21 protein-coding genes are annotated in these 21,889 nt (G+C 74.1%); 13 read left to right on the top strand and 8 right to left on the bottom strand.

The annotated features are described in order from the left end of the window. The first annotated feature begins 67 nt into the window (after positions 1–67). From J4G33_RS01970 to J4G33_RS01955, 4 genes are read left to right on the top strand one after another with little or no spacing between them, the layout of a single operon-like run. Entirely contained in the window at positions 68–2,779 is a 2,712-nt protein-coding gene (locus J4G33_RS01970) for a bifunctional acetate--CoA ligase family protein/GNAT family N-acetyltransferase (protein WP_208054200.1), read from the top strand. A 47-nt stretch (positions 2,780–2,826) separates the two neighbouring features. Next, on the top strand, positions 2,827–3,402 hold the full coding sequence (locus tag J4G33_RS01965; protein WP_208054199.1) for a DUF5998 family protein: 576 nt from the start codon (positions 2,827–2,829) through the stop codon (positions 3,400–3,402). After that, a complete protein-coding gene (locus J4G33_RS01960) occupies positions 3,399–4,565 on the top strand; it encodes an alkaline phosphatase family protein (RefSeq protein ID WP_208054198.1) in 1,167 nt (388 codons plus the stop codon). The genes J4G33_RS01965 and J4G33_RS01960 overlap by 4 nt, the downstream gene beginning before the upstream one ends. Positions 4,566–4,575: 10 nt before the next feature. After that, entirely contained in the window at positions 4,576–5,226 is a 651-nt protein-coding gene (locus J4G33_RS01955) for a thymidine kinase (protein WP_208054197.1), read from the top strand. 11 nt (positions 5,227–5,237) lie between these two features. On the opposite strand, the gene sepH is transcribed toward J4G33_RS01955, so the two are convergent. Next, positions 5,238–6,401 (bottom strand): septation protein SepH, encoded by a 1,164-nt coding sequence (sepH, locus tag J4G33_RS01950; RefSeq protein WP_208054196.1) that lies wholly within the window; start codon positions 6,399–6,401, stop codon positions 5,238–5,240. Positions 6,402–6,526: 125 nt separating this feature from the next. On the opposite strand from sepH, the gene J4G33_RS01945 reads away from it, so the two are divergent. Together J4G33_RS01945 and J4G33_RS01940 are read left to right on the top strand one after the other, a co-directional pair. Beyond that, the gene (locus tag J4G33_RS01945) at positions 6,527–7,465 is read left to right on the top strand and encodes an inositol monophosphatase family protein (RefSeq protein ID WP_208054195.1); all 939 of its coding nucleotides are present in this window, start codon (positions 6,527–6,529) and stop codon (positions 7,463–7,465) included. Positions 7,466–7,611: 146 nt separating this feature from the next. Then, positions 7,612–7,911, top strand: a complete 300-nt coding sequence (locus J4G33_RS01940) for a DUF4193 domain-containing protein (protein WP_208054194.1) — start codon at positions 7,612–7,614, stop codon at positions 7,909–7,911. On the opposite strand, the gene J4G33_RS01935 is transcribed toward J4G33_RS01940, so the two are convergent. Further along, positions 7,881–8,384: a DUF3093 domain-containing protein gene (locus J4G33_RS01935; protein ID WP_208054193.1), complete on the bottom strand. Its 504-nt coding sequence runs from the start codon at positions 8,382–8,384 to the stop codon at positions 7,881–7,883. The two genes, J4G33_RS01940 and J4G33_RS01935, sit on opposite strands and share 31 nt — an antisense overlap. A gap of 56 nt (positions 8,385–8,440) precedes the next feature. Between J4G33_RS01935 and dut the strand changes: the two genes are divergently transcribed. Genes dut through J4G33_RS01915 form a run of 4 tightly spaced genes read left to right on the top strand, consistent with a single transcriptional unit; the run spans position 8,441 to position 10,846 of the window. Continuing rightward, positions 8,441–8,941, top strand: a complete 501-nt coding sequence (gene dut, locus J4G33_RS01930) for a dUTP diphosphatase (protein ID WP_307793668.1) — start codon at positions 8,441–8,443, stop codon at positions 8,939–8,941. A 60-nt stretch (positions 8,942–9,001) separates the two neighbouring features. Then, positions 9,002–9,706: a DUF3710 domain-containing protein gene (locus tag J4G33_RS01925; RefSeq protein ID WP_208054191.1), complete on the top strand. Its 705-nt coding sequence runs from the start codon at positions 9,002–9,004 to the stop codon at positions 9,704–9,706. After that, positions 9,706–10,104 (top strand): OB-fold nucleic acid binding domain-containing protein, encoded by a 399-nt coding sequence (locus J4G33_RS01920; RefSeq protein WP_307793666.1) that lies wholly within the window; start codon positions 9,706–9,708, stop codon positions 10,102–10,104. The genes J4G33_RS01925 and J4G33_RS01920 overlap by 1 nt, the downstream gene beginning before the upstream one ends. Before the next feature lie 7 nt (positions 10,105–10,111). After that, positions 10,112–10,846 (top strand): DUF3159 domain-containing protein, encoded by a 735-nt coding sequence (locus J4G33_RS01915; RefSeq protein WP_208054190.1) that lies wholly within the window; start codon positions 10,112–10,114, stop codon positions 10,844–10,846. Here J4G33_RS01915 and J4G33_RS01910 read toward each other — a convergent pair. After that, positions 10,773–11,447 carry a potassium channel family protein gene (locus tag J4G33_RS01910; RefSeq protein WP_208054189.1) on the bottom strand — a complete coding sequence of 225 codons (675 nt, stop codon included), beginning with the start codon at positions 11,445–11,447 and terminating at the stop codon, positions 10,773–10,775. The two genes, J4G33_RS01915 and J4G33_RS01910, sit on opposite strands and share 74 nt — an antisense overlap. Then, complete coding sequence (locus tag J4G33_RS01905) at positions 11,447–12,097, bottom strand: potassium channel family protein (protein WP_208054644.1); 651 nt, start codon at positions 12,095–12,097, stop codon at positions 11,447–11,449. Before J4G33_RS01905 ends, J4G33_RS01910 begins: the two co-directional genes overlap by 1 nt. Before the next feature lie 70 nt (positions 12,098–12,167). Between J4G33_RS01905 and J4G33_RS01900 the strand changes: the two genes are divergently transcribed. The 3 genes from J4G33_RS01900 (at position 12,168) to acnA (ending at position 18,451) form a co-directional block, all read left to right on the top strand. After that, the gene (locus tag J4G33_RS01900; RefSeq protein WP_208054188.1) at positions 12,168–14,222 is read left to right on the top strand and encodes an APC family permease; all 2,055 of its coding nucleotides are present in this window, start codon (positions 12,168–12,170) and stop codon (positions 14,220–14,222) included. Then, positions 14,219–15,457: a class I SAM-dependent RNA methyltransferase gene (locus tag J4G33_RS01895; RefSeq protein WP_208054187.1), complete on the top strand. Its 1,239-nt coding sequence runs from the start codon at positions 14,219–14,221 to the stop codon at positions 15,455–15,457. The genes J4G33_RS01900 and J4G33_RS01895 overlap by 4 nt, the downstream gene beginning before the upstream one ends. Before the next feature lie 174 nt (positions 15,458–15,631). Further along, entirely contained in the window at positions 15,632–18,451 is a 2,820-nt protein-coding gene (gene acnA, locus J4G33_RS01890; protein ID WP_307793665.1) for an aconitate hydratase AcnA, read from the top strand. Between the two features lie 147 nt (positions 18,452–18,598). Here acnA and J4G33_RS01885 read toward each other — a convergent pair whose 3' ends face one another. The 4 genes from J4G33_RS01885 to J4G33_RS01870 form a co-directional block, all read right to left on the bottom strand. After that, on the bottom strand, positions 18,599–19,303 hold the full coding sequence (locus J4G33_RS01885) for a type 1 glutamine amidotransferase (protein ID WP_208054185.1): 705 nt from the start codon (positions 19,301–19,303) through the stop codon (positions 18,599–18,601). Further along, positions 19,296–19,577 (bottom strand): hypothetical protein, encoded by a 282-nt coding sequence (locus J4G33_RS01880; protein ID WP_208054184.1) that lies wholly within the window; start codon positions 19,575–19,577, stop codon positions 19,296–19,298. Before J4G33_RS01880 ends, J4G33_RS01885 begins: the two co-directional genes overlap by 8 nt. A 79-nt stretch (positions 19,578–19,656) precedes the next feature. Next, positions 19,657–20,379, bottom strand: a complete 723-nt coding sequence (locus J4G33_RS01875) for an NUDIX hydrolase (RefSeq protein ID WP_372434939.1) — start codon at positions 20,377–20,379, stop codon at positions 19,657–19,659. A 4-nt stretch (positions 20,380–20,383) separates the two neighbouring features. Continuing rightward, complete coding sequence (locus tag J4G33_RS01870) at positions 20,384–21,832, bottom strand: GuaB1 family IMP dehydrogenase-related protein (RefSeq protein ID WP_208054183.1); 1,449 nt, start codon at positions 21,830–21,832, stop codon at positions 20,384–20,386. Positions 21,833–21,889: the final 57 nt, after the last annotated feature.

The raw sequence follows: 21,889 nt of genomic DNA, 5'->3' as shown, positions 1-21,889 counted from the left end.
CGCCCGAGCCGGGTCGGCACCCTGCACCACCCTGCGCCGCCCGGCGGCGGCGACCTAGGGTGAGGGCATGGGCACCGACGAGGACGCGGCGACCGCCACCGGACCGGAGGGCGAGGCGTACCCCGTCCACTGGGAGGCCGACGTCGTCCTGCGCGACGGCGGCACGGCGCACGTGCGTCCGATCCGCGTCGGTGACGGCGACGCGCTGCAGGCCTTCCACGTGGGGCAGTCCGAGCGGTCGACGTACTTCCGCTTCTTCGCCCCCCTCGAGCGGCTCCCTGACCGCGACCTGGCCCGGTTCACGCACGTGGACCACGTCGACCGGGTCGCACTCGTCGCCGTGGCGGGGGAGCAGGAGTCCGAGCAGATCATCGCCGTCGCGAGGTACGACCGCACCGAGCCGACCATGGCTGAGGTCGCCTTCAACGTCGCCGACGGGCACCACGGCCGCGGGCTGGGCTCGGTGCTGCTCGAGCACGTCGCAGCCGCAGCGCGAGAGCGGGGCATCACCCGCTTCACGGCCGAGGTGCTGCCCCAGAACTCCCAGATGCTCGCGATCTTCCGGGAGGCGGGCTACGTCCTGGACCAGCACCTGGACGACGGGATCGTCACGGTGTCCTTCGACATCGACCCGACGGACAGGTCGCGTGCCGTGATGGCCGACCGCGAGCACCGCGCCGAGGCGCGCAGCGTGCACGGCATGCTCACCTCGCGCTCGGCGCTCGTGGTGGCGGACGGTGACGGCCGCCGCCTCGCGGGGGCCGCAGCCGAGCATCTCGCCGGCGCCGGGCTGCCCGTCCAGGTCGTCGGTCCGGTGGCGGTGCCCCAGGGGGGCGTCGCGAGGTCGGACCTCGCCGAGGCCGAGGGCCCTGTCGACCTCCTCGTGCTGGCGGTGTCCGCGGCGAGCAGCGTGGACGTGCTCCGGCGCGCCGCGAGCCTCGGGGCCCGCGCGGTGGTGGTGCTCTCGGGCGGGTTCGTCGAGACAGGGCCGGACGGCGTGGCCCTGCAACGCCACCTCGTCCGCAGCGCCCACGCCCTCGGCATGCGGGTGCTGGGCCCGGCCTCGTACGGGTTCCTGCGGCACGGGGACGAGGACCACCCCACGGTGAACGCCTCCCTCGCCGCACGGCTGCCCGAGGCCGGGACCACGGGGCTGTTCTGCCAGTCGGCCGCCATGGCGGTCGGCATCCTCGCCTCCGCGCGTCGGCGAGGGCTCGGTCTGTCGACCTTCGTCTCCTCGGGCAACCGGGCCGACGTCTCGGGCAACGACGTCATGCAGTTCTGGACCGAGGACGACCGGACCTCGGTGGTGGGCCTCTACCTGGAGTCGATCGGCAACCCGCGGAAGTTCTCGCGGGTGGCGCGTCGGCTCGCCGCCGTCAAGCCGCTCGTGGTCCTGACCGCGGGCCGCTCGGGCCACGTGGTGCCCGCCGGTCACGCGGTGCGCCGCACCAGGGCCCCGCGGCGCGCCCTCGACGAGGTCATGCGGCAGGCCGGGGTGATCCGGGTCGAGAGCACGCACCAGCTCCTCGACGTGACCCAGCTCCTCGCGCACCAGCCGCTGCCCGCGGGGAGGCGCGTGAACGTCGTCGCGAGCTCTGAGCCCCTCGCCGCGCTCGTCGCCGAGGCGGCGTTCTCCGCGGGGCTGACCGTGGGGGAGCAGCGCGCCGTGCCGGCGATCGCCGCTGACGGGTCGGCCGACCTCGAGCGTCTGGCCGAGGAGCTCGAGGCGGTCTACGCCGACCCTGCCTGCGACGCGGTCGTGGTGGTGCACGTCCCGACCCTCGGTGAGGTCGACCCGCGGGTCGGGCCGCTCGTCGCGCGGGCCGCAGCGGGCTCTGGCCGTACCACGGTCGCCTGCGTCGCGGGCCTGCACGGCATGGTGCCTGAGCTGACCGCCCCCGACGCCGACGGCCATCCACGGACCGTCCCGGCCTACGCGGCCCCCGAGGACGGCGTGCTCGCGCTGGCGGCGGCCGCCCGCTACGGGGCGTGGCGCGCGACCGACCGGGGTCGGCCGCTCGATCCTGAGGGGGTGGACCGGGCCCGGGCCCGGTCCCTGGTCGAGGCAGCCCTCAGCCGGGCCAGCGGCCCGGTGCGGCTCGACCAGGATCAGACCGCTGAGCTGCTCGCCTGCTACGGGCTGCACCTGTGGCCGGCCCTGCCCGCGGACGACGTGGAGTCGGCCCGCGCGGCCGCCGAGCGCCTGGGCTGGCCGGTCGCGCTCAAGGCTGCTGCCGACCACCTGCGGCACCGGATCGACCTCGGCGGCGTGCGCCTGGACATCGCCGGGCCCGAAGAGCTCGCCGAGGACCTCACCCAGATGCGTGAGCACCTCACCGACCTCGGAGCGGGGGACGCGCGGTTCGAGGTCCAGCGCATGGCCCCGGGCGGGGTGGCCTGCGTCATCCGCACGAGCGAGGACCCGCGGTTCGGTCCCGTGGTCGCCTTCGGCCTCGCGGGGGACGCGGTCGACCTCCTCGGGGACGTGAGCTACGGCGTCGCGCCGCTCACCGACGTCGACGTGAGCGAGATGGTGCGCGCGGTGCGCGCGGGTCCGCGGCTGTTCGGGTACCGCGGGCTCCCGGCCCTCGACGTGGGCGCTCTCGAGGAGGTCCTCGCCCGTGCCGCGACCCTCGCCGAGGACCTGCCCGAGGTCTACAGCCTCGAGCTGCACCCCGTGGTGGTCGCCGAGCACGGGGCCGCGGTGCTGGGCAGCCGCATCGAGCTCGCCGGCGCCGGCCGGGCCGACGGCGCTCGTCGGGCGTTGCCCGAGTAGCCTGCTCCGGTGCGGGCACCCGGCCCGGAGGATGGAAGGATGGCGTGGTGCCTGCAACGACCAAGGAGCTGCGCCGGAGCCTGCATCATGCGGGCTACTACCCGGACCTGGTGGCGGACGTCGTCGACGTCGCGCTGGCCGGTGAGGAGGTGGTCGCCCACCTCGTCCACCCCGAGACGACCTTCGACTCGGTCGAGGTGCGTCGCCACCTGACGGTCCTGGTCCTGACCCCCACGCGACTGGTCCTCGCCCACGTCGACGACCACCCCGCGGACAGCGAGCACCCTTCGGCGAGCGCCTCGGCGACCACCGAGTCCGTCCCGCTGGCGCGCCTGCAGTCGGTCGGCCTGACCCATGTGGTCCACGACCCGGCGACGCACCGCAGCGGTACGTTGCCCGCCGAGCTCACCCTGGTGCTCGGCTGGGGGGCGATGCGCCGCATCGACCTCGAGCCCGCGAGCTGCGCCGACCCCGCCTGCGAGGCCGACCACGGCCTGACCGGGACGAGCGCCCCCGACGACGCCGTGGTCCGGGTCTCGGCCCACGCCGAGGGCCTCGAGGCCGTCCGTGCCGCGATGGACTTCGCCCGCGCGCTGTCGACCGCGGTGGCCCGGACCCGATGACGTCCGCGTACGACCTCGCCGGGGCCTTCGACGCCGCGGGGCTCCTCGCGCCGGACTACGGCGGCCTGTGCCTCGACGGGGTCCTGCCGGCCGCGGCGGCGGCGGTCGGCTCGCAGGACGAGCACCACGAGGCAGCCCGGGTGCGGCTGGGGGTGCCTCGGGCCTCACGGGTCTGCGTGGTGCTCGTCGACGGCCTCGGCCACGCGATGCTGAGCGAACGTCGCGGTCACGCACCGTTCCTGCGTGGTCGCCTGGACGATGCCCGGGTCCTGACCGCAGGGTTCCCGTCCACCACGGCGACCTCGATGGGGCTGTTCGGCACCGGGTGTGCCGCCGGGCGCACCGGTCTGGTCGGGTACAGCGTGCGCAACCCGGACACCGGGGGGCTGGCCAACCTCGTCGCGTGGGAGGGGGCCGGCCCGGCCGAGAGCTGGCAGCGTGAGCCATCGCTCTTCGCGCAGCTGGCCGCCTCCGGGGTCGAGGTGACCTCGGTGGGTCCTGGTCGCTTCGCGGGGTCGGGGCTGACCGAGGCCGCCCTGCGGGGTGCGAGGTTCGTCGCGGCCGAACCCCTCGCCGACCGCGTCGACGCGACCCTGCACGAGCTCACCGCCCCGGGGCTGGTCTACCTGTACTGGGGAGAGGTGGACAAGGTCGGCCACCACGAGGGATGGCAGTCCCGGGCCTGGGCCGACGAGCTGACGGCGGCAGACCGTGAGCTCGCACGTCTGGCCCGCTCGGTGCCCCGGGACACGCTGATCCTCATCACGGCGGACCACGGCATGGTCGACGTCGACCGCAGGGCCCTCGTCGACGTCGCGACGACCCCGGCCCTGGCCGCCGGGGTGGAGGTCGTCGCCGGGGAGCCGCGGGCCACGCACGTGCACACCCGCCCCGGTGCCGGCCCCGAGGTCGTGGACCGCTGGAGGACCACCCTGGGTGGGGCGGCCGTCGTGGCCACGCGGGACGAGGCGATCGCCTCAGGCTGGTTCGGCCCCGTGGCCGAGCACGTCCGGCCGATGATCGGCGACCTGGTCGTGGCCGCCACCGGGGTCGCCGGCATCGTCGACTCGCGGACCCAGACTCCCCGCTCGATCGCGCTGCGCGGCATGCACGGCTCGTTCACTCCGGGGGAGATGCAGGTCCCCCTCGTCGTGGTGGCCTGAGGGAGGCGCGGTGGCCGAGCTCGTCTTCTTCAGCGGCACCATGGACTGCGGGAAGTCCACCCTGGCGCTGCAGCTCGATCACAACCATGCGGCCCGTGGGCGCGGGGGCGTGGTCTTCACGCGCAACGACCGCGCGGGGGTCGACGTGCTCTCCTCGAGACTCGGGCTGAGGCACCCGGCCTCCGAGGTGACCGACGCGACGGACTTCTGGGACGACGTGGTCCAGCGCCGGACCCGGGGCGAGCGGGTGGACTACCTGGTGTGCGACGAGGCGCAGTTCTACACCACGGTCCAGGTCGAGCAGCTGGCAGCGCTGGTCGACGAGATGGGTGTCGACGTCTTCGCCTTCGGCATCACCGCGGACTTCCGCACCCGCCTGTTCCCCGGCTCGGCCCGCCTCATCGAGCTCGCCGACCGGGTCGAGGTGCTCCAGGTCATGTCCCTGTGCTGGTGCGGGGCGCGGGCGACCCACAACGCGCGCACGGTGCGCGGGATCATGGTCGTCGAGGGCGAGCAGGTCGTCGTCGGAGACACCGACGCCGCGGCCGAGGTCGGGTACGAGGTGCTCTGCCGACGGCACCACATGCGGCGGATGACCGTCGCCGCGGCACGGGCGACCTCCTCGGCCCCTGACACCCTGCCGTTCCCGCTCGAGGACTGATCCCTCGGGCGCTACTCGGGCTTGGCGCCGAAGACGATCTCGTCCCAGCTCGGGACCGACGCGCGACCACGGCGGGATCGCGCCCGGGGTGCCGTGGTCGTCCGGGGCTCGGTGACGTCGGTGGGGTCGTCCCCGTCCACGGCGCCCCGCGGGGCAGGGGCGGGGGCGTCTCCGGGCTCCTCGGGCTCCAGGGCCTCGGGGGTCGGCGGCTCCTCGTCCTGCGTGGCTCCGAGGGACAGCACCGGTGGAAGCCGGAGGACCCGGGCGTCGGTCGCCTCCTCAGGTCGGGAGTGCGGGGGGTGGGCTGCCGGGACGGGGCCCAGGTCGCGGCCGAACAGCTCCGGGTTGTCGAAGTCGAAGGTGTGCTGAGGACCGAATCCCTCGAAGGCGTCGTCCTCCTCCTCGTCGAGGTCGAGCTGCTGGCGCACCCCCCGGCGATCGGTCAGGTCGTCGAGCAGGGCTGCGGTCTCCTCGTGCGGGTCCGCCTCGGCGGGCTCGGGCTCGACCGGCGGGTCGATCGAGGCGAGCAACGGCCCGAGGGCGGCGTCGACGTCGACCTCGAGGGAGCTGCGGACCGCCGCCAGGTGGCGCCGCGGGATGGGGCTGTCCGCGAGCTCGGTCTCGGACAGCCAGCGGGCCTCGTCGTCGACCGCGCGCACCGTGCGGGTGGCGGCCTCGTAGGTCCACCGGGCCGAGCGGACCGCCCCGCCGACCTCGAAGCGCATCTCGACCGTCCACGGCGCGCTGCCGTGCCGGTGGGCGTCCCAGCTGATCGTGGCCGCCTCCACGCCGCGGGTCGCCAGACGGTCGGTCACCAGGTCACCGAGCTCGGGGGCCCCGGGGTCGTGCCCGATGCGGGTGGCCCGTGCCTGCTGGGCGACGTACTCACGCTCGGCGAGGACGGGACCGGTGTAGCGGCGGACGATCTCGACCCGCATGCCCGAGTCCTCCGCGACCTCCTCGGCGCTCGCCCCGGCACGGACCCGAGCCTGGATCTCTCGTGGGGGGAGGGCGCCCGTCGCCTCGGCACGGACCTGCTCGAGCTGGGGCCGGTCGCGCCGGACCGCAGCACGCAGGGCCTCGTCGATGGGCAGCCGGAACCGCTGACCGTCAGGTCCTTCGAGCACGACGTGCTCGCCGTCGTCGTGCAGACCCACGAGACTGAGCTCGCTCATGACACCTCCTACGCCCTGAGCACGAGGGTGCCACCTTCCCGGGCGTGGCGCCGGGAGGTGCCCCGGTGTGCCGTCGCGCGGTGACGTCCGCAGCCCACCCTGCGGGGTGGGGCAGGATGAGCGGGATGAGCCTCCACCCGCAGCCCGACCCCGACCGCCTCGACCTCGACGGGACAGGAGTCCTCGGTCACGAGGGAGAGCAGCTGCCCGACGCGGCCACGGTCGCCGAGCTCGTCGCCCTGGCCGAACGGCTCGCCCGCGAGGCCGGTGCCCTCGTGCGCGAGGGACGGCCCGACCAGGTCGACGTGGCTGCGACCAAGTCGAGCGCGATCGACGTCGTGACGGCCATGGACTACGCCTCGGAGGCCCTGCTGCGGCGTGTTCTCGCGGCCGAACGGCCCCAGGACGGCGTCCTGGGTGAGGAGGAGGGTCACGTCGCCGGGTCCAGCGGTGTCACGTGGGTCCTGGACCCCATCGACGGGACGGTCAACTACCTGTACGGCATCCCCGCCTACGCGGTCTCGGTGGCCGCCGTCGTCGGCCCGCCCGAGCCGGGACGCTGGACCGCGGTCGCCGGGTGCGTGCACGCGGTCGCCGACGGCCGCACCTGGGTCGCCGGGCGCGGCCAGGGGGCCTACCGGGACGGCCGCAGGCTGTCGGTCAACCCCGAGCGCCCCCTGGTCGAGAGCCTCGTGGGAACGGGGTTCGGGTACGTCGCGTCGCGTCGGCGCGAGCAGGCCCGGGTGGTCGCCGAGCTGCTGCCGCAGGTCCGGGACCTGCGCCGGATCGGGTCCGCCGCGATGGACCTGTGCGCGGTGGCCGACGGCTCCCTCGACGCCCACTACGAACGCGGCCTGCAGCCCTGGGACCTGGCGGCAGGGGCACTCGTGGCGCAGGAGGCCGGAGCCGTCGTGACAGGGCTGCGCGGAGCCCGTGCCGGAGAGGCCATGACGGTCTCGGGGCCCGCGGGTACCGTCGCCCGCCTGGTCGCCCTGCTGGAGCGCCTCGACGCCGACCGGGACGTGGTGGCGGGGCCTGAGGAGGCAGAGCCGGGCGGCAGTTAGCGCTCAGCGCCGGGATGGGGCACAATCCCCACGCCTGGCGCCTGCGGGAACAACTGCGGGGCGCCGTGCATTGAGTACGTACCGGCGTCGGGATCCTGCCTTGCGCCGCTCGCCGATCCTGGACGACACGGAGTGTGAACCGCCTGATGGCAACCGACTACGACGCCCCGCGCAAGACCGAGGAGGACCTCAGCGAGGACTCGCTGCAGGAGCTCCAGGCGCGCCGGGCGGACAAGAACTCCGGGGTGGTCGACGAGGACGAGACCGAGGCCGCTGAGGGCTTCGAGCTCCCCGGGGCCGACCTCTCGGGTGAGGAGCTCTCCGTCCGGGTGCTGCCGCGCCAGGCCGACGAGTTCACCTGCGCGAGCTGCTTCCTGGTGCACCACCGCAGCCAGCTCGCGGGGGAGAAGAACGGTCAGCCGATCTGCTCGGAGTGCGCCGCCTGATCCTTGTCCCGACCCTGCGCCCGGGTGATCGCCGCGACGAGCTCGTCCGGGCGGCGGCTGGAGACCAGCCAACCCGGCGTCGGGTCGCGCGGGTCGACCACCTCGACGTGCACCGCCGTGGGGATCCACGCACGCAGGCAGACGTAGGTCCGGGCGTCCGAGCCGGGTCCCATCGCGTCGCGCACCTGAGCCTTGTCGAGGACCCGGGCCACGCCCAGGTCGGTCACCGGGATCCGCGCCGGACCCGCACGGAGCTCACCGTGCTGGAGGACGACCCGTGGACTGGTGCGCACGGCCGCCACCGTGAGGACCACGAGGGCCAGGGCGCCCACGACCACCGCGAGGAGCGGCTGGACGGGCAGCAGCGCGATGAGCACGAGCACGGCGAAGCCCACGACCGCCGCCCAGCCCAGAGGGCCTGGCCACAGGCGCTCGGCGTGGGAGGGCGGGGACGGCGAGGGGCTGGCGGTCATCCCACCAGCATCCCACCCGTGCAGGGATGGGCGCTGCGCGCACTAGAGTCGGCCGCGTGACGCAGCACAACGAGAGCGCCGACCGGGCCTCAGGTCCCGCCGGCGCGGTCGAGGTCCTCCTGGTGATGCTCGACGACGAGCTCCCCCCACCGACCTACGCCCACCCCGGTGACGCCGGGGCCGACCTGGTCGCCCGCGAGGACGTGACGCTCCCGCCCGGCGGCCGGGCGACCGTCCCCACCGGCGTCAGCATCGCCCTGCCGGACGGCTACGCGGCCTTCGTCCATCCGCGGTCGGGCCTGGCGATGCGCCACGGGCTGACCGTGGTCAACGCCCCCGGCACGGTCGACGCGGGGTACCGCGGGGAGATCCGCGTCACCCTCCTCAACACCGACCGCTCCGAGGCGGTCGAGCTGAGGCGCGGGGACCGGATCGCCCAGCTGGTCGTGCAGCGCGTCGAGCGGGCGCGGTTCGTCCGGGCCGAGCGGCTTCCTGGGTCCCACCGGGGCGAGGGCGGTTTCGGGTCGAGCGGTGGCTGGGGCGCGGCAGGCGTCTAGGACCGGCGCCCTGGCGCCGTCTATCGTGCAAGGCAGGATCCCGATCAGGAGGCAGGTGGCGTGAGCGTGTTCCGTCGAGGCAAGCGGGGGGACCGGGAGGTCGAGGCCGGTCCGGCCGTCGACGAGGTGTCGCCGGGCGCGGCCGACTCCCTGACCGACCGCGATCGTGGCCCGTGGGACCGGGCCGAGGTGGCCGAGCGGGGACGCCGCGTCGACCTCGGTGCGCTCTGGGTGCCGGGGCGGGACGGCATGCAGCTGCGCATGGAGGTCGAGAAGTCCTCGAAGATCGTCACCGCGGCGGCCGTCAGCCTCGAGGGCTCGGCCCTCCAGCTCCAGGTCTTCGCCGCCCCGCGCACCGCCGGCATCTGGGACGAGATCCGGTCGGAGATCGCCGAGTCGGTGACCAAGCAGGGCGGGTCGGTCGACGACCTGCCTGGCCCCTTCGGCCGCGAGCTCCTCGCCCGCCTGCCGGTCCGCACCGCGGAGGGGCGGACGGGGCACCGTCCGGCCCGCTTCATCGGGTACGACGGTCCGCGGTGGTTCCTGCGTGGCGTGCTGACCGGGCGAGCCGCGATCGAGCCGAGCGAGGCCGTGGCCCTCGAGGAGGTCTTCGCGGACACGGTCGTGGTGCGCGGCGGTGAGCCCCGGGCTCCCCGCGAGCTGCTCGCCCTGACGGTCCCCGGCTCGCGAGCCGTGCCCGCCCCCGCCCCGGCGGCGACCCCCGACCCCCTCACCCGGGGGCCCGAGATCACGGAGATCCACTAGTGGCGCAGGAGCGCACCACCCGGTCCCGCGCCGCCCAGGAGCGGACGGGGCTGCGGGGGCTGATCACCTCACGGGCCGAGCTCGAGGCCTCTGACGAGCGGCGCGAGAGCCGACGGGTCGGATGCACCGAGGTGGCCCAGCTCGGCGACCGGCAGCGGGCGCAGGTCTCGGGGGTGCTGCGCAGCGTCACCCTGCGGGCTCGGCAGAACGTCCCGGCCCTCGAGGCGGAGCTGTACGACGGGAGCGGCTCGCTGCGCGTCGTGTGGCTCGGCCAGCGGCGGATCGCGGGCATCGAGCCGGGCCGCCGCGCACGGCTCGAGGGCTTCGTCTGCCTCCAGGAGGGAGAGCGCACCATGTTCAACCCGCGCTACGAGCTCAGTGCGCGAGCGGCGGAGTGAGGCGCTCGTGACCGGCGCGCCGGAGGACGAGCGCGAGCCCGAGACCCAGGCCGGGCCGGGGCGCCCCGAGGAGGCACGACGCGGCGTCGGGGTGCTCGCGGGGGAGGAGTTCTCCTTCGCCCAGGCGGTCGGCGGCGTGCGGGGGGTCGTCGAGTCCGGCGCCCCCGGGCTCCTGTTCGTCGTGGTCTACATCGCGACCCGCGAGCTCGTGCCCGCGCTGGTCGCCTCGTCCTCGCTCGCGGTGCTCGCCGTCCTGATCCGCCTGGCGCAGCGCACCCCGGTGACCCAGGCCTTCTCGGGCCTGCTCGGCGTAGCCATCGGCGTGGTGTGGGCGTGGCGGACCGGCGACGCCTCGGACTACTTCGTCTGGGGTCTGTGGGTCAACATCGCCTGGGGCCTGGGCGCCATGGTGTCCGTCGTGGTGGGTTGGCCGGCGGTCGGGGTGATCGTCAGCCTGCTGCGGGGCGAGGACCAGAGCTGGCGCACCGACCCCGGGCGCCGGGCGCTGCGGCGTCGGTACACCCTCGCCACGTGGCTCTGGGTGGGGCTCTTCGGTGCGCGCCTCGCGGTGCAGGTCCCGCTCTACCTGCAGGGGGAGTCGGCCGTGGGGTGGCTGGGTACCGCGCGGCTCGCGATGGGCGTGCCGCTCTTCGCCCTGGGGCTGTGGGTCACGTGGCTGCTGGTGGCCGCACCAGGAGGTCGTGCAGAGCGTCCCGGTCAGCCTCCGAGCCCGCCACGATGAGCAGCTCGTCCCCGGCCTCGAGGGTGTCGTCGACGCTCGGGGCTATCGGCCGCGGGCCACGGACGATCGCCGCGAGGACGGTGTCAGGGGGCCAGACGACCTGACCGACCCTGGTCCCGACCAGCGGCGAGTCCTCGGGCAGGGTGAGCTCGAGGATGTCCGCCCCGGACTGGTGGAAGGTGAAGATCCGCACGAGGTCGCCGACGGCGACGGCCTCCTCGACCATCGCCGTCATGATCCGCGGGGTCGAGACCGCGACGTCGACCCCCCAGGCCTCGTCGAACATCCACTCGTTCTTGGGGTTGTTCACGCGGGCCACGGTGCGCGGGACGCCGTACTCGGTCTTCGCCAGGAGCGAGACGACGAGGTTGACCTTGTCGTCCCCGGTGGCCGCGACGATGACGTCGCACTCGTCGGTCTTGGCGGCCGTGAGCGTCGCGAGCTCGCACGCGTCGGCGAGCAACCACTCGGCCTCGGCGACCGAGGCGACGCGCATGGCCGAGGGCTGCTTGTCGATCAGCGTGACCTCGTGGTCCGCGGTCAGCAGCTCGTTCGCGATCGAGCGGCCGACCGAACCGGCCCCCGCGATGACGACGCGCATCACTCGACTCCCGTCGGCAGGTGGGTCAGGACGCGCTCGACGCGCGGCAGGTCGGCGGCCGTGACCAGCACGTGCAGCAGGTCGTTCTCCTGGAGCACGGCCCCCGGGCCGGGCAGCACGCCGTCCCCGTACCGTGTCAGGTAGGCCACCCGGGCCCCGGTGGCGCGTTCGATGTCGCCCAGGGCGCGCCCGACCCAGCCCGGGTGCACGTCCATCTGAGCCATGAGGATCTGCCCCGAGGCGTCGCGGTACTCGTCGGTGGCTCCCATGGGGAGCATCCGCCGCAGCACCTGGTCGGAGGTCCACCGGACGGTCGCCACCGTCGGGATGCCCAGGCGCTGGTAGATCTCGGCCCGGTGCGGGTCGTAGATCCGGGCGACGACGTTGGTCACCCCGTAGGTCTCGCGGACCACTCGCGCTGCCAGGATGTTGGAGTTGTCCCCGTCGGAGACCGCGGCGAAGGCGTAGGCGTCCTCGACACCGGCCTGGACCAGGGTCCCGCGGTCGAATCCCAGGCCCGTCACCCGCTTGCCGGTGAACCCGGCCTCGAGGCGGCGGAAGGCGTCCGCGTTCTGGTCGATCACCGCGACGGAGTGGCCGCGGCCCTCGAGGGACTGGGCGAGGGTCGCGCCGACCCGGCCGCATCCCATGATGATGAAGTGCACGGTCGACGACGCTATACCGTCCAGAGGGTCGGTGTCGGCCCTAGCATGGCTTCTCGTGTCCGATGTCGCCGACGCCGCCAAGCGTCTTCTCCTGGGCCGACCGATGCGCTCCGAGCGCCTGGGCCGCACCCTGCTGCCCAAGAGGCTGGCCCTGCCGGCCTTCGCCTCGGACGCGCTCTCCTCGGTCGCGTACGCCCCCGACGAGATCCTGCTGACCCTGTCCCTCGCGGGGATCACCGCGGTGGTGATCTCGCCGTGGGTGGGGCTCGCCGTCGTCGTCGTGCTGCTCGTGGTGGTCGCGGCCTACCGGCAGAACGTCCGCGCGTACCCCTCCGGGGGCGGGGACTACGAGGTCGCGACCGTCAACCTCGGCCCGCGGGCCGGGGTGACGGTCGCGGGCGCGCTGCTCGTCGACTACGTGCTGACGGTCGCGGTCTCGATCTCGGCGGGCGCGCAGTACGCCGCGGCGGTCGTGCCGGCGCTGCGGGACCGCGAGACCCTCGTCGCGGTGACCCTCATCGTGCTGCTCACGGTGGTCAACCTGCGCGGCGTGCGGGACTCGGGCCGGGCCTTCGCCCTCCCCGTGTACCTGTTCATGCTCGCCCTCGGGCTCACCGCCCTGGTCGGCTTCGTGAGGTACGCGACGGGCACCCTGCCCGCGGCGGAGAGCGCAGACCTCGAAGTGGTCCCCGCGGCGGCCTTCGAGCAGGGGCTCGTGGGGCTGGCCGGGGCGCTGCTCGTGCTGCGTGCCTTCGCCTCGGGCTGCGCCGCCCTGACCGGCGTCGAGGCGATCAGCAACGGTGTCCCGGCCTTCCGGCGGCCCAAGAGCCGCAACGCCGCGACCACCCTGCTGCTGCTCGGCGGGCTCTCCGCGACCTTCATCATGTCGATCCTGGTGCTCGCGACCGCTGCGGGGGTCCACTACGTCGAGGACCCGTCGACCCAGCTGCTGCGGGACGGTCAGCCGGTCGGGGAGGACCACGTCCAGGACCCGGTGCTCGGCCAGCTCGCCGAGGTCGTCTTCTCGGGGTTCCCCCCGGCCTTCTACGTCGTGACCGTGGTGACCGGCTTCATCCTGGTGCTCGCGGCGAACACGGCCTTCAACGGCTTCCCTAACCTCGGCTCGGTGCTGGCCCGCGACGGTCACCTGCCGCGCCAGCTGCACACCCGCGGGGACCGCCTCGCGTTCTCCAACGGGATCATCTCCCTCGCGGCCGGCGCGATCGTCCTGGTGATCGCCTTCGACGCCGAGGTCACGAGGCTGATCCACCTCTACATCGTGGGCGTCTTCATCTCGTTCACCCTCGGCCAGCTCGGCATGGTGCGGCACTGGAACCGGTTGCTGCGGACCGAGCCCGACCCCGCGACGCGAACCAGCATGCTGCGGTCCCGGATCATCAACAGCGCGGGGTTCGTCCTGACAGCGACCGTGCTGCTGGTGGTCTTCGTGACCAAGTTCACCCGTGGGGCGTGGGTCACCGTGCTGGCGATCGGGGTCCTCTTCCTGGTCATGCAGGGCATCCGTCGGCACTACGAGGCGGTGCGCGAGGAGCTGGCCCTCGGGGAGGACCCGGCTGCGGCGCGGGCCCTGCCGAGCCGGGTGCACGCGATCGTGCTCGTCTCGCGCCTGCACAAGCCGGCGATGCGTGCGATCGCCTACGCCCGGGCGACCCGGCCCTCGGTGATCGAGGCGGTCACCGTGGGCGTCGACCCGGCCGAGCTCACCGAGCTGCGCGAGCAGTGGGAGGCCCTGGACCTGCCGATGTCCCTCAAGGTGCTCGACTCGCCGTACCGCGACGTCACGCGTCCGGTCCTGGGGTACGTCAAGTCGATCCGTCGGGCGAGCCCGCGCGACCTCGTCGTGGTCTACCTGCCCGAGTACGTCGTCGGGCACTGGTGGGAGCAGCTGCTGCACAACCAGAGCGCGACGCGGCTCAAGGGGCGCCTGCTGTTCAGCCCGGGGGTGGTCGTCGCGTCGGTGCCGTGGCAGCTGAGCTCCTCGGTCGCGGTCGACGGGGTCTCCTCGACCCCGCCGCCGGGTGGTCCGATCGAGCCGCCCCCGGGTGGTCCGACCGAGCACGGCAGCGTCCAGGACGGCGGTCAGGGGTGAGCGCGGAGGACCTGGTCACCCTCGACGTCGGGCCGGTCGCTCACGGCGGTCACTGCGTCGCGAGGCACGAGGGCCGCGTGGTCTTCGTGCGTCACGCCCTTCCCGGTGAGCGGGTCGTCGCGCGTCTCGTCGAGGCGTCGAGCGCGGCCCGGTTCTGGCGCGCTGAGGCTGTCGACGTCCTCGAGGCATCCCCGGACCGCGTCCCCTCGGCCTGGCCCGCCGCCGGTGCGGGCGGGGTCGGTGGCGGTGAGCTCGCCCACGTCGCCCTGGACGCCCAGCGGCGCTGGAAGGCCGCCGTGGTGGCCGAGCAGCTCGAGCGGCTCGCCCGGCTCCCGGCCCCGGACCTCGAGGTCGAGGCGTGCCCCACCGAGACGGTGCGGGAGGGCCTCGCCTGGCGGACCAGGATCGATCTCGTCGCTGATGCCGAGGGCCGCGCGGGGATGCACCGCGTCCGGTCGCACGAGGTCCTCGCGCTGGACGCGATGCCCCTGGCCGTCGAGCAGATCGGTGCCATGGGGCTGTTCGACCGACGGTGGCCCGCCGGGGCGCGGATCACGGCGGTCGCCCCGGTGGGCGGGGATCAGCCCCTCGTGCTCGTGGACGGTGTCCCCTGGACCGACCGTGGCCCGGACCTGCGGCCCAACGCACGGGCAGCCGTCCGGGAGCGGGCCGTCCTGGACGGTCGGAGCCTGACGTGGCGTGTCGCCGCCGGTGGATTCTGGCAGGTCCACCGCGAGGCCCCCGTGGTCCTCGTGGAGGCGGTGCTCGACGCCGTGGGGGATCGTGGCGGGGCCACGGTGGTCGACCTGTACGCGGGGGCCGGCCTGCTGACCCTGCCTCTGGCCCACCGGGTCGGTGGCGGGGGGCGCGTCGTCGCGGTCGAGGGCGACGCGCGTGCGGTGCGCGACGCGCGTCGCAACCTGCACGACCAGCCGCAGGTCGCCCTGCACCACGCGCCGGTCGCGGACGCCCTCGCCGGGGGCGTCGTCGGCCGGGCCGACGTCGTGGTCCTGGACCCGCCCCGGGTCGGCGCAGGCCGACGGGTCGTGGCTCAGGTCGCTGCCGTCGCGCCCGACCAGGTGGTCTACGTGGCTTGCGACCCCGCGGCCCTCGCCCGCGACCTCGCGTACTTCTCCGACCACGGCTACGAGGTGGGCGGGCTGCGTGCCTTCGACCTCTTCCCGATGACCCACCACGTGGAGTGCGTGGCAGTCCTGCGGCGGTCCTCCCGCTGAGGTGCGGGGAGGTCGGGGCCCCGGCCGGGGTCCACGTCGGGTAGGATGTATCTTGACGTCAAGATATCCCGGGCGGTCGGCGGCGACGACCAGTCGATAGTCTCGGAGAGGGTCACGAGCGTCCCCTGCGGGCGGTCGCCACCACCCTCGGACACACCACTGAATGGAGCCACCGTGAGCAGCGTCGACACGTTCGGGTCGAAGGGAATCCTCGAGGTCGGGGGGACCTCCTACGAGGTCTACCGGCTGGCCGCGGTCCCCGGTCTCGAGCGCCTCCCCTACAGCCTCAAGATCCTCGCCGAGAACCTCCTGCGCACGGAGGATGGCGCCAACATCACCGCCGACCACGTCCGAGCGCTCGCCGGCTGGGACGCCGCCGCGGACCCGAGCGAGGAGATCCAGTTCACCCCTGCCCGCGTCGTCATGCAGGACTTCACGGGCGTGCCGTGCATCGTCGACCTCGCCACCATGCGCGAGGCCGTGGTCGACCTCGGGGGCGACCCTGCCCGGATCAACCCCCTCGCCCCGGCCGAGCTCGTGATCGACCACTCGGTGCAGATCGACGTCGCCGGCCGCCGTGACGCCTTCGAGCGCAACGTCGAGCTCGAGTACGAGCGCAACCACGAGCGCTACCAGTTCCTGCGGTGGGGGCAGACGGCCTTCGACGACTTCAAGGTCGTGCCGCCCGGCACCGGCATCGTCCACCAGGTCAACATCGAGTACCTGGCCCGCGGCGTCATGACCCGCGAGGTCGGGGGCGTCACGCGCGCCTACCCCGACACCTGCGTCGGGACGGACTCCCACACCACGATGGTCAACGGGCTCGGCGTGCTCGGCTGGGGCGTCGGCGGCATCGAGGCCGAGGCCGCGATGCTCGGCCAGCCGGTCTCCATGCTGATCCCGCGCGTGGTGGGCTTCCGCCTGACCGGCACCATCCCGCCGGCCGTCACGGCGACCGACGTCGTGCTGACGATCACCGAGCAGCTGCGCGAGCACGGTGTGGTCGGCAAGTTCGTCGAGTTCTACGGCGAGGGCGTGGCGCAGGTCCCGCTCGCGAACCGCGCGACCATCGGCAACATGAGCCCCGAGTTCGGCTCGACCTGCGCGATCTTCCCGATCGACGGCGTGACCATGGACTACCTGCGTCTGACCGGGCGTGCGGAGGACCAGCTCGCCCTGGTGGAGGCTTACGCCAAGGAGCAGGGCCTGTGGCACGACCCGTCCTCGCCGGAGTACGTCGAGCCGGTCTTCTCCGAGTACCTCGAGCTCGACCTGTCGACCGTGGTCCCCTCGATCGCCGGGCCGAAGCGTCCGCAGGACCGCATCGCCCTGACCGAGGCGAAGGAGTCCTTCGCGACCTCGATCCTCGACTACGTCGACCACCAGCACGGCGACCTGCACGGCCTGGACGCCTCGGTCGACGAGACCTTCCCGGCCTCTGACCCGATCGCCGCGGGGGAGCACGCCGACGGTGCGGAGGCCCCGGCCCGCACCCCGGCGGGGGACAGCACCCGGCGCCCGCACAAGCGCGTCCCGGTCACCCTGGCCGACGGCACGCAGACCGAGCTGGACCACGGCGCCGTGGTGATCGCCTCGATCACCTCGTGCACGAACACCTCGAACCCCTCGGTCATGCTCGCGGCAGCCCTGCTCGCCAAGAACGCCGTGGCCAAGGGCCTCGTCGCCCAGCCGTGGGTCAAGACGTCGATGGCCCCCGGGTCCAAGGTCGTCACGGACTACTACGAGAAGGCCGGCCTGTGGCCCTACCTCGAGAAGCTCGGCTTCCACCTCGTCGGGTACGGGTGCGCGACCTGCATCGGCAACTCCGGGCCCCTGCCCGAGGAGGTCTCGGCCGCGGTCAACGAGCACGACCTCTCGGTCGTCTCGGTCCTCTCGGGCAACCGCAACTTCGAGGGCCGGATCAACCCCGACGTCAAGATGAACTACCTCGCCTCCCCGCCCCTGGTGATCGCCTACGCGCTGGCCGGGACGATGGACTTCGACTTCGACAACCAGCCCCTGGGCCGGACCGAGGCCGGTGAGGACGTCTACCTGCGGGACATCTGGCCCGCGGCGAGCGAGGTCCAGGCGACGATCGACTCGTCGATCGACCGCGAGATGTTCACCGACGACTACGCGGACGTGTTCGCGGGGGACGAGCGGTGGCGCGGGCTGGACACCCCCGAGGGCGACACCTTCGCGTGGGACGCCGACTCGACCTACGTGCGCAAGCCTCCGTACTTCGACGGCATGGGCGCGACCCCCGAGGCCGTCACGGACATCGCCGGGGCCCGGGTCCTGGCGAAGCTGGGCGACTCGGTCACGACCGACCACATCAGCCCGGCCGGGGCGATCAAGGCCGACAGCCCCGCCGGGGCGTACCTCGCCGAGCACGGGGTCGAGCGGCGCGACTTCAACTCCTACGGCTCGCGCCGTGGCAACCACGAGGTCATGATCCGTGGCACCTTCGCCAACATCCGGCTGCGCAACCAGCTCGTCCCGGGGGTCGAGGGCGGCTTCACGGTCAACCACCTCACGGGGGAGCAGGCGGCCATCTACGACGCCGCGCAGGCCTACGCCGAGGCGGAGGTGCCCCTGGTGATCCTGGGCGGCAAGGAGTACGGCTCGGGCTCCTCGCGCGACTGGGCGGCCAAGGGCACCAGGCTGCTCGGGGTCCGTGCGGTGATCACCGAGAGCTTCGAGCGCATCCACCGGTCGAACCTCATCGGGATGGGCGTGCTGCCGCTCCAGTTCCCGGCCGGGGAGTCGGCCGACTCCCTCGGTCTGGACGGCACCGAGACCTTCGACATCTCCGGGGTCACGGCGCTCAACGACGGGACCACGCCGCGCACGGTCGCGGTGACGGCGACCAAGCAGGACGGTGCGGTCGTCGAGTTCGACGCCGTCGTGCGGATCGACACCCCCGGCGAGGCGGACTACTACCGCAACGGCGGGATCCTCCAGTACGTGCTGCGGTCCCTCGTCGAGGCCTGAGGCCCAGCAGCGCGACACCTGAGGCTCAGCAGCGCGACGCAGCCCGGGGTACCTCCTGACGGGAGGTGCCCCGGGCTGCGTCCGTCCGGCGCAGGTCGTCTGGTCCGCGCCGATCAGACCCGGGTGCCGATCAGACCCGGGTGCCGATCAGGCCCGCGCGCGGACGGCCTCGGCGAAGGTGCCGAGGCCGCGGATCGCTGCGGGCGTGAGGGAGGGCAGGACCCGCTCCCCGGCCTCGGCCATCCCGCTGATGCCGTGGGCCGCCAGGTCGGCCTGCATGAAGGGCTCGGCGAGCCAGGCGCCGAGCAGCGAGCGGTCGACCTCGAGGTGGAACTGCAGCCCCAGGGCACTACCTGCTCGGAAGGCCTGGACCGGGGTCAGCGGGCTCGAGGCGAGCAGCGCTGCGCCCGCGGGCAGGTCCACCGCGTCTGAGTGCCAGTGCAGGACCTCGGGCCGAGGGCCGAGCGGGTCGAGCACGGGGTCGGGGGCCAGCAGGTCCACCGGACCGAGACCGATCTCCGTGCCGTGCCCGGGGTGGAGCGACGCACCCAGGGCGCAGGCGAGGAGCTGCATGCCCAGGCAGATCCCGATCACGGGGACCTCGGCGTCGACGGCGTCGGCCAGGATGCGTCGTTCGGCGACGAGCCCCGGGTGCTCGAGGAGGTCGTCGGCCCCCATCGGGCCACCCATGACGACGAGCCCTGCGAGGTCTGCGGCCGGCGGCAGCTCGGGATCGGCCTCGTCGACCACGAGCCGGTCCTCGGTCGGCACGTCCTGGAGGCCGGTCGTCACCAGGCCCGGCCCCTCCCAGGGCACGTGGCGCAGCACCAGCAGGCGACGGGGCTCAGGCACCGAAGGCCCTGACCGCCTCGGCGACCGCACCGGCCGCAGCCCGCTCGAGCGGCGTGCCGCCAGGCACGGGCTCGGCGGCCCGCGTCGCCTGCCATGCCGCGACCACGGCGGTCTGCGCCTGGCCGGGCGTCGCACCGGGGACGGCCTCCAGCACGGCGGGGACCAGCCAGTCCGGGTCGAGGGTGCCCGCCGGGGGCGCGAAGACGCGTTCGCCGCTGACCCAGTCGGTCGGGCCAGCGCTCGCCCGGGCTGCAGCTGTCGGGGTGTCGCTCATGGAGCCATCGTCGCAGGAGCCCCCGGCTACGTCACGGCCCGTCCCGTCCCGTCCTGCCCGTCATGCCACGGCGTGCGGCTCAGGGCACCTCGATCGTGCGGGACGGGTCCCAGGGCTCGGCCCAGCCCAGGGCGTCGAGGACCCTGTCGAGGAGCAGGGCCGTGAAGCCCCAGACCACGTGCGGGGCGCCGCCGTCGAGCGAGTCGACCAGGAAGGCCGGGGTCCGCCCCACGGGACGGCCCCGGTACGTGGTGGCAGATCGCCGCCTGCCCGGGTCGATGAGGTCGGCCACCGGGGCGCGGAACACGACGCTCGACTCGGCGTGGTCGACGACCCCCACCGGGGAGGGGGCTGCCCACCAGGCCAGGACCGGCGTGACCAGGTGCCTGCTCACCGGGACGGGCACCGGCGCGAGCGTGCCGAGCACGTCCACCCCCGTGCGGTCGAGGCCGGTCTCCTCGACGGCCTCCCGCAGGGCGGCGGCGACGGGTCCGTCGTCCCCCGGGTCGAGGCGCCCGCCAGGGAAGGAGACCTGCCCGGGGTGGTGGGTCAGCGCCGGGGAGCGCCCCAGGAGCAGCACGTCGAGGTCCTGCGGCACGGCCGGGCTCGGGTGATGAGCGGGTCGGCCGTCGAGGGCGCCCAGGAGGATGAGCACCGCGGCGGGCCGGGCGTCCTGCTGGGTCCGCAGGGCCTGCCGGGCCCAGGGACCCCAGTCGACGCCGCGGGCTACCAGGTCCTCGAGCTGGCCCCGGGGGGGCCGGCCCGGGCCGGCCTCGCCACCGTGGGGCGGGCCCGCACTCACCGGGTCACCAGCCGGCCGGGAGGGGCCGCCCCTCGTCGAAGCCCGCGGCGGACTGCACACCGACGACGGCGCGCTCGGCGAACTCGACCAGGCTCGCGGCCCCCGCGTAGGTGCACGCGCTGCGCAGGCCCGAGGTGATCTGGTCGACCAGGTCTTCGACCCCGGGCCGACGCGGGTCCAGGTACATGCGCGACGAGGAGATGCCCTCCTCGTACAGGGCCTTGCGGGCGCGGTCGAAGGCCGAGCCCGCCGCGGTGCGGGCGGCGACTGCCCGCGCCGAGGCCATGCCGAAGCTCTCCTTGTAGAGGCGGCCCGTGCCGTCGTCGTGCAGGTCTCCCGGGCTCTCGTGGGTGCCCGCGAACCAGGAGCCGATCATGACCTGCGAGGCCCCGGCGGCGAGGGCCAGGGCGACGTCCCGCGGGTGCCGCACCCCGCCGTCGGCCCACACGTGCGCGCCCAGGCGGCTGGCCTCGGCGGCGCACTCGAGCACCGCCGAGAACTGCGGCCGACCGACGGCGGTCTGCATGCGGGTGGTGCACATGGCCCCGGGGCCCACGCCCACCTTGACGATGTCGGCCCCGGCCTCGACGAGGTCGCGGGTCCCTTCCGCGGTCACGACGTTCCCGGCGACCACAGGCACCGAGGGGTCGAGTCCGCGCACGGCGGAGAGGGCCTCGAGCATCTTGCGCTGGTGGCCGTGGGCGGTGTCCACGACCAGGGTGTCGACCCCGGCCTCGAGGAGGGCCGCGGCCTTGGCACGGACGTCGCCGTTGATGCCCACCGCGGCGGCCACGCGCAGGTTCCCCTGCGCGTCGAGGGCGGGGGAGTAGATGGAGCTGCGCAGCGCGCCGGTCCGGGTCAGGACGCCCACCAGGGTGCCGTCCTGGACCACGGGGGAGAAGCGCCGGCGCGAGGCGTGGAGCTTCTCGAAGGCGGCCTCGAGCCCGGCCGGGCCGGTGAGCAGGCCGGCCTCGACCACCGTCGGGTCGGGGGTCATGACCTCGGAGACCTGGGTGAAGCGGTCGACGCCCTGGCAGTCGGCGTCCGAGACGACGCCCACCGGACGGCCCTCGAGGACGACCACGGCGGCTCCGTGGGCCCGCTTGCCGATCAGGGTCAGCGCGGTGTGGACGGTGTCCGTGGGTGCGACGACCACGGCGCTCTCGACCACCGTGTGCCGGGCCTTGACCGAGGCGACGACGTCGGCGACCACGTCGGTCGGGATGTCCTGGGGCAGGACGGTCAGCCCTCCGCGACGGGCGAGGGTCTCAGCCATGCGCCGGCCGGCCACGGCCGTCATGTTCGCCACGACCAGCGGGATCGTCGTGCCCGTGCCGTCCACGCTGGCGAGGTCGACGTCGAACCTCGAGGTGATCTCCGAGCGGGACGGGACGAGGAAGACGTCGCCGTAGGTGAGGTCGGTCGAGGGCTCGTGCCCGGGCAGGAAGCGCATGCTCCCAGCCTACGGCTGCCGACCGGGGCCCACGGAGCGCGACGGCCTCGCCGCACG

Source organism: Actinotalea soli (assembly GCF_017565425.1).
Classification (GTDB): Bacteria; Actinomycetota; Actinomycetes; order Actinomycetales; family Cellulomonadaceae; genus Actinotalea; species Actinotalea soli.
Note: the sequence above shows the minus strand (reverse complement) of the source record. Positions and strands in the feature narration are given on the sequence as shown.